At 67.9% G+C, this 6,479-nt stretch carries 7 protein-coding genes; all 7 read left to right on the forward strand.

The window, feature by feature from the left end:
• The first annotated feature begins 92 nt into the window (after window positions 1-92).
• The 7 genes from ABE483_RS16825 to ABE483_RS16855 all read left to right on the forward strand — a co-directional run bounded on the left by ABE483_RS16825 (window position 93) and on the right by ABE483_RS16855 (window position 6,390).
• Window positions 93-1,217 carry a metallophosphoesterase gene (locus ABE483_RS16825; protein WP_313212081.1) on the forward strand — a complete coding sequence of 375 codons (1,125 nt, stop codon included), beginning with the start codon at window positions 93-95 and terminating at the stop codon, window positions 1,215-1,217.
• Between the two features lie 17 nt (window positions 1,218-1,234).
• On the forward strand, window positions 1,235-2,068 hold the full coding sequence (locus ABE483_RS16830) for an alpha/beta hydrolase-fold protein (protein ID WP_346482085.1): 834 nt from the start codon (window positions 1,235-1,237) through the stop codon (window positions 2,066-2,068).
• 82 nt (window positions 2,069-2,150) lie between these two features.
• Window positions 2,151-2,585, forward strand: coding sequence for a pyridoxamine 5'-phosphate oxidase family protein (locus ABE483_RS16835; RefSeq protein WP_313212045.1), 435 nt, complete (start codon window positions 2,151-2,153; stop codon window positions 2,583-2,585).
• 3 nt (window positions 2,586-2,588) lie between these two features.
• The gene (locus tag ABE483_RS16840; RefSeq protein ID WP_346482086.1) at window positions 2,589-3,344 is read left to right on the forward strand and encodes a DUF72 domain-containing protein; all 756 of its coding nucleotides are present in this window, start codon (window positions 2,589-2,591) and stop codon (window positions 3,342-3,344) included.
• Entirely contained in the window at window positions 3,337-4,149 is an 813-nt protein-coding gene (locus ABE483_RS16845) for a DNA-formamidopyrimidine glycosylase family protein (RefSeq protein ID WP_313217562.1), read from the forward strand. The genes ABE483_RS16840 and ABE483_RS16845 overlap by 8 nt, the downstream gene beginning before the upstream one ends.
• Before the next feature lie 121 nt (window positions 4,150-4,270).
• Window positions 4,271-4,948: a methyltransferase domain-containing protein gene (locus ABE483_RS16850; RefSeq protein ID WP_121043308.1), complete on the forward strand. Its 678-nt coding sequence runs from the start codon at window positions 4,271-4,273 to the stop codon at window positions 4,946-4,948.
• A gap of 215 nt (window positions 4,949-5,163) precedes the next feature.
• A complete protein-coding gene (locus tag ABE483_RS16855) occupies window positions 5,164-6,390 on the forward strand; it encodes an MFS transporter (protein ID WP_313212080.1) in 1,227 nt (408 codons plus the stop codon).
• The last annotated feature ends 89 nt before the right edge of the window (window positions 6,391-6,479 follow it).

The following is a 6,479-nucleotide window of genomic DNA, read 5'->3' on the forward strand; positions in this document are numbered from 1 at the left end:
GGAACACGCCGCGCGATTCGGCAACGATAAAGGGCTGGGCGAGGCGGCAGCGATGCGGCCGGCCCATTCCCCCACGTTTCCAGGATGTGCCTGTGCTGAGTGTGATCGGCTGTTTGCTTGCGTTGTATCTGGTGTGGCGCGTGATCTGGCCGCTGCGGTTGTCGCGTCCGGTGCGGATCGTACTGGGCCTGCTGGTGGTCGCACTGGCGCTGCACCACCGGATCGTGGCCCAGTTCGCTGGGACCATGGCCTCGCCCGAGATTCCCAAAGCGGTGATCGCGGTGCTTGCGACCGGGTTCACCACGCTGCTGATCAGTGCGGTGTTCGTGTTGGTGCTGGATGCGCTGCTGCTGATCGCGCGCCTGGTCCGGGCGCGGCGCGTGCTGCCGATGCTGCGCGCGGCGTGGCTGCGCCCTGCAGCGGGCACGTTGGCGCTGCTGCTGTCCGCCTATGGCATCTGGCAGGGCATGGCGGTCCCCAAGCCGCGGCAGATCGAGGTCGCCATCGAGGGGCTGCCGGCCGCGTTCGACGGCTACCGCGTGCTGCAGCTCACCGACATCCACGCCAGCCGCCTGCTCACCGGTGCCTGGGTGGAGAAGGTAGTCACCGAGAGCAATGCCCTGCATCCGGATCTGGTGGTGATCACCGGGGATCTGATCGACGGCAGCGTCAGCGCCCGCGCCAACGACTTTGCGCCGCTGGCCAGGCTGCATGCGCCCGATGGCGTCATCGCGATCACCGGCAATCATGAGTACTACGCGCAGTACGCCGAGTGGATGCAGGCCTTCCGCGGGCAGGGCATGCAGGTGCTGGAGAACACCCACACGCAGGTCCAGCGTGACGGTGCGACGTTGACCATCGCCGGTGTCACCGATCCAGTGGCCGCGCGCTACGGTCTGCCCATGCCGGACCTGACGGCCGCACTGGCCGGGGCGGACCCGCAGGCGCCGGTGATCCTGCTCGACCATCGTCCGGTGGAAGCACGCGCGAATGCCGCGAAGGGCGTGGCGCTGCAGCTCTCCGGCCACACCCACGGCGGCCACATCGTCGGCATGGACCAGCTGGTCAAGCGCGCCAATGGCGGCTTTGTGTCCGGGCGCTACGAGGTGGATGGCATGACGTTGTATGTCAGCAACGGTGCCGGGCTGTGGCCGGGCTTCGCGGCACGTATCGGCGTGCCGTCCGAGATCACGCTGATCACGCTGCGGCCGCGCTGATGGTGTGTGGATGCGCCATGCCCGGGGTAGTGCTGCCGGACACCGAGGCCTGGACAATGCACGATCCAGTAGGCCGCGATTATCCGATCTGGGTGTCCCTGCCGGCCGGCTACGCGCGGGAGACACACCTGCGCTACCCGGTGCTGTATGTCACCGATGCGCTGTACAGCTTTCCGCTCGCGCGCAGCGTGCGCAACATGGTCGGGCAGGGCGGTGCGCATCTGGCGCCCTTCATCCTGATTGGCCTGCCACCGCAGGACGGGTTGAGCTCGCAGCAGAGCCGCTCGCGTGATTACACCCCGAGCCGGCCCACCCGCAGCCCCGGGGACGAGTACACCGATGGCATCACCTACGGCGGCGCCGCGCACTACCGGGATTTCCTGGCGCAGCACGTGCTGCCGCAGGTCGAGGCGCGCTACCGGACCGATCCAGCGCAGCGGGCGTTCGCCGGCCATTCCTACGGCGGTCTGTTCGGCGCCTTCGTGTTGCTGACGCGTCCGGCGATGTTCCAGCGCTACATCCTGTCCAGTCCTTCGCTGTGGTTCGATCAGCATGTGATCGAGCGGATCGAGGCGGACTACGCCAGTGCGCATGCGGATCTTGACGCCCGCGTGCTGCTGTCGATCGGCGCGCACGAAACCCCGGCCTCCGATGCGCCGTTCGCCGCCCGCAACGACATGGTCGCGCATACCCAGGCCTTTGCCGACCGCCTGCGCGGGCGCGGGTATCCCGGCCTGCAGCTGGAGACACGCGTGGTGCCGGATGAGGATCACCTGACGGTATATCCGGCGATGCTCACCCGTGCTCTGTGGGCGTTGTTCCCCAATGGGAGCACGTTCCGGACCGTGTGAAATTTCCGCCAGTGGCTGTGCACGCCTCGGTCACCGGGCTGCGCGGAGGCTGGGCGCACGAGCCCTGACCCCCGGAGATTCCATGACCACGCTGACCCTGCCCGAACTGGCCAAGAAGATGGCCGGCATCGATTTCGCGATGCTGCAGACCCACACCGCCAGCGGCGAGATCGCCGGCCGGCCGATGAGCAACAACGGCGACGTCGACTACGATGGCGACAGCTACTTTTTCGCCTTCGACAGCGCCGACATGGTGGCCGAGATCGAGCGTGACCCGAAAGTGGCGCTGTCCTTCACCGGCAGCAAATCGCTGCTGGGCAAGCCGCCGCTGTTCGTGGCCGTGGAAGGCCATGCCACGCTCAGCCGCGACCGTGCGACCCTGCAGGCGCATTGGGTCCCGGACCTGGAGCGGTGGTTCAAGCAGGGCGTGGATACGCCTGGCATCGTGCTGATCCAGGTCAAGGCGACCCGCATCCACTACTGGTCGGGCGAGGACGACGGCGAGATCCGCCTGTAAGCGATGCCTGCCCCGTCGATCAAGATCGGATGCGCAGGCTGGTCGATTCCCAGCCGTTACGCCGCATTGACCGGCGCGGGCGAGAGCATGCTCGCGCGCTACGCAACGCGGTTCCCGGTGGTGGAGATCAACTCCTCTTTTTATCGGCCGCACCAGCAGCGCACGTATGAACGCTGGGCGGCGAGCGTGCCGGCCACGTTCCGGTTCTCGGTGAAGCTGCCCAAGGCCATCTCGCATGAGGCGGCCCTGCGCGGTTGCGGTCCGGCGGTGGACCGCTTCCTTGAGGAAACCGCCGGCCTGGGCCGCACGCTCGGCGGGCTGCTGCTGCAGCTGCCGCCGAGTCATGCCTTCGATGCGCGGGTGGCGGCCGGCTTCTTCGGCATGCTGCGCCGTCGCACCGCTGTGCGCGTGGTCTGCGAGCCGCGCCATGCCAGCTGGTTCACGCCGCAGGCCGACGCGCTGCTGCAGCGGCATGCGATCGGGCGTGTCGGCGCGGACCCTGCGCGGGTTCCCGAGGCTGCCCAGCCGGGCGGTGACGCCAGATGGCGCTACTGGCGATGGCATGGGGCGCCACGCATGTATTACAGCGACTATGACGACGCAGCACTGCGGGATTTGGCCAGGACGGTTGCTGCGCGGACAGCAGGTGCGCGCTGGGTAATCTTCGACAACACTGCCCATGGGTTCGCCATCGCCAATGCGGCGCGGCTGCAGGACCTGCTCGGCGCCGCCACCCTCCAGGACCCCGCCCATGCCTGAAGGTCCCTCCATCGTCATCCTGCGTGAGGCCGCCGCCAAGTTCCGCGGCAAGACCGTGCGCCTGGCCACCGGCAACAGTACGTTGGACCTGACCCGCATGGAGGGGCGGCGGGTGGTGGCCCTGCGCAGCTGGGGCAAACACTTCCTGATCGAGTTCCGCGGCTTCAGCCTGCGCGTGCACATGCTGATGTTCGGCAGCTATCGCATCGATGAGCGCAAGCCATCGCCACCGCGGGTGTCGCTGCAGTTCGACAACGGCGAGCTCAACATCTATGCCTCGTCGGTGAAGTACATCGACGGCGCGCTGGAGGACACCTACGACTGGCGCGGGGATGTGATGGACCTGGCCTGGGATCCCAGGCTGGCGCGCAGGAAGCTCAAGCAGCAGCCGGAAACGTTGATCTGCGACGCGCTGCTGGACCAGGAGATCTTTGCCGGCGTCGGCAACATCATCAAGAACGAAGTGCTGTTCCGCACGCGTGTGCATCCCGAATCCACGGTGGGTGCGCTTCCGCCACGCAAGTTGGGCGAGATCATCAAACAGGCGCGGCAGTACAGTTTCGATTTCCTGGACTGGAAGCGGCAGTTCGTATTGCGCCAGCATTGGCTCGTGCATACCAAGCGCACCTGTCCCCACTGCGGCGGGCCGATCAGCAAGACCTACCCGGGCACGACCCGGCGGCGGGCGTTCTTCTGCCCGGTGTGCCAGGTGCGCTACGGCGCCGCGCCTGCCGGGCGCAACGCCGCGCCGAACGCACGCAAGGCCGCCCCGAGGCGTTCAGCCAGGTCCTCGCCCATGGCGTAGGATGGGGGCAACACGCACGTACGCGCGTCCTGCGCGATCGACACCTGATCGCCTTCGCTCCTTTCTCAGAGTCGTTCATGCCGCCCGCGGAATGAAGACTCCCGTGTCCCACGGAGCGCACATGCCGGGCTATACCACCCGCATTCTCACCATCCCGGTCGGCGGGCACGACTTCCGTATCCGCGCGCTCAGCGATCTGCAGCAGTTTTCCGATCCCACCGGACGTGCCCAGCGGGCCGGCATCCACTCTTCGTTGTGGAGCCTGTTCGGTCAGATCTGGCCGGCCGGCCGCGCGCTGGCCGATACCATGAGCCACTTCGACGTGACCGGTAAGCGGATCCTGGAGCTGGGCTGCGGGCTGGGACTGTCCAGCCTGGTGCTGGCCCATCGCGGCGCGGATGTCGTGGCGACCGACCACCATCCACTGGCCGAATCCTTCCTGGCCTACAACGCCGGCCTCAACGACCTGCCGGCGGTGACCTACCGTGACCTGCCCTGGGAGGTCCCTGACGGTTCGCTGGGGCGCTTCGACCTGATCATCGGCAGCGACATCCTCTACGAACGAGGGCATGCCCATCAGATCGCGGCGATGATGCTACGGCACGCCAAGCCCGATGCCGAGCTGCTGATCACCGATCCCGGCCGCGGCAACGTGGGCTCGTTCTCGCGTGGCATGGCCCTGCAGGGCTTCGATGTGACCGAGGAACTGGGGCTGTTCGAAGATGAAGGCAATGCGCCAGGCAACGGCCGCCTGCTGAGCTATCGGCGGGGTGCGGTGCGGCCGGCGGCCGTGGCCTGAGCACAGGCAGGGCGTGTTGCGACAAGACCGCTCTCCTGTGACGCGGCCTGCAGATCGACTGGCGTAGGCTGTCGCCGTCCAGATGCGGCCCAGGCGGCCGGGAGTCCCTCGATGCAATCTCGCCCACTGCCGCGCCGCGAAGGCCTGCGTGTTTCCAGGATGCAGGCTTGAGCACGGCCGCTACCGCGCCCACGGCGCGCCCGCAGACGCGCTCGATGGTCATCGCCGGCCTCTCCACCGTGGTGGAGTGGTACGACTTCACCCTTTACCTGTATCTGGCCACGGTGTTGTCGCGCGTGTTTTTCGGTGGCGGCGAGAATGCGTTGCTGGCCACCTTGGCCGGGTTTGCCGTGTCGTATCTGATGCGTCCCTTGGGGGCACTGGTCTTCGGCCATCTCGGCGACCGTTTCGGGCGGCGCTACATGCTGCTGGCCTCGATGCTGCTGATGACGGTTGCGATGCTGGCCACCGCGCTGCTGCCCACCTTCGAGAGCATTGGCGCGACCGCTGGTGTGCTGCTGTTGCTGCTGCGCTGCCTGATGGCCTTTTCGGTCGGCGGCGAATACACCGGCGTGGTGGCGTATCTGCTGGAAACCGCACCCGTGCGCAGGCGCGGGCTGGTCACCTCACTGGCGTCGGCCGCGAGCGAAGTGGGGGCCCTGCTGGCGGTGGCGTTGTCGGCGCTGACCGTCGCGCTGCTGAGCACCGCGCAGCTGGATGGCTGGGGCTGGCGGATTCCGTTCTTCGTCGGCGCGGCGCTGGCGGGGGCGATCCTGCTGGCGCGCTCGACCATGCACGAATCGCCGGAGTTCGAGCGGCAACAGGCCGAGGGCACCGTGCCGACGTCGCCGATCCGCGATAGCTGGCGGCACCACAAGCCCGCGATTGCGCGCACGTTTGCGATCTCCGCACTGGGCTCGATCACCTATTACGTCGGCATCACCTATGTGCCCGCATTCCTCGGTTCGGTGGGGCAGGTGAGTGAATCGGAGGCGTTGTGGCTGTCCACGGTCGCGGCGGTGGCGGTGATCGTGGTGACGCCGCTGGCAGGCGCGTTGTCCGACCGGGTCGGGCGCCGCCCCGTGTTGATCGCGCTGGCCGCGCTGTCGGCGCTGCTGCCGTTGACGATGTTCTCGGTGATGGCCGGCGGCAGCACCGTGGCGATCGGTCTGGCGGCGGTGGTGCTGGCGTGTCTGGCCGGTGGGGTGAGTGCGGTGGCGGCCCCTGCCACGGCCGAGCAGTTCCCCGGCGAAGGGCGGCTCAGCGGGCTGGCACTGGGCGTCACCATGGCCACGGCGTTCTTTGGCGGTGCTACGCCCTTGCTGGCCGAACTGCTGGTGCGGCATACCGGCTGGTCGTCGGCCCCCGGGGCGATGATCGCGGTGGTCGCGATACTGGTACTGCCGGTGATGTGGACGCTGCGCGAGACGCGGCCCCGGTAGTGCCGGCCGCTGGCCGGCTCCACGCAGGATGCTGAGAAGGTAGTGCCGGCCGCTGGCCGGCTCCACGCAATGTCGGGTCTTCGAGGAGC

Origin of the sequence: Stenotrophomonas sp. TWI602, from assembly GCF_039674045.1 — a bacterium.
Classification (GTDB): Bacteria; Pseudomonadota; Gammaproteobacteria; order Xanthomonadales; family Xanthomonadaceae; genus Stenotrophomonas.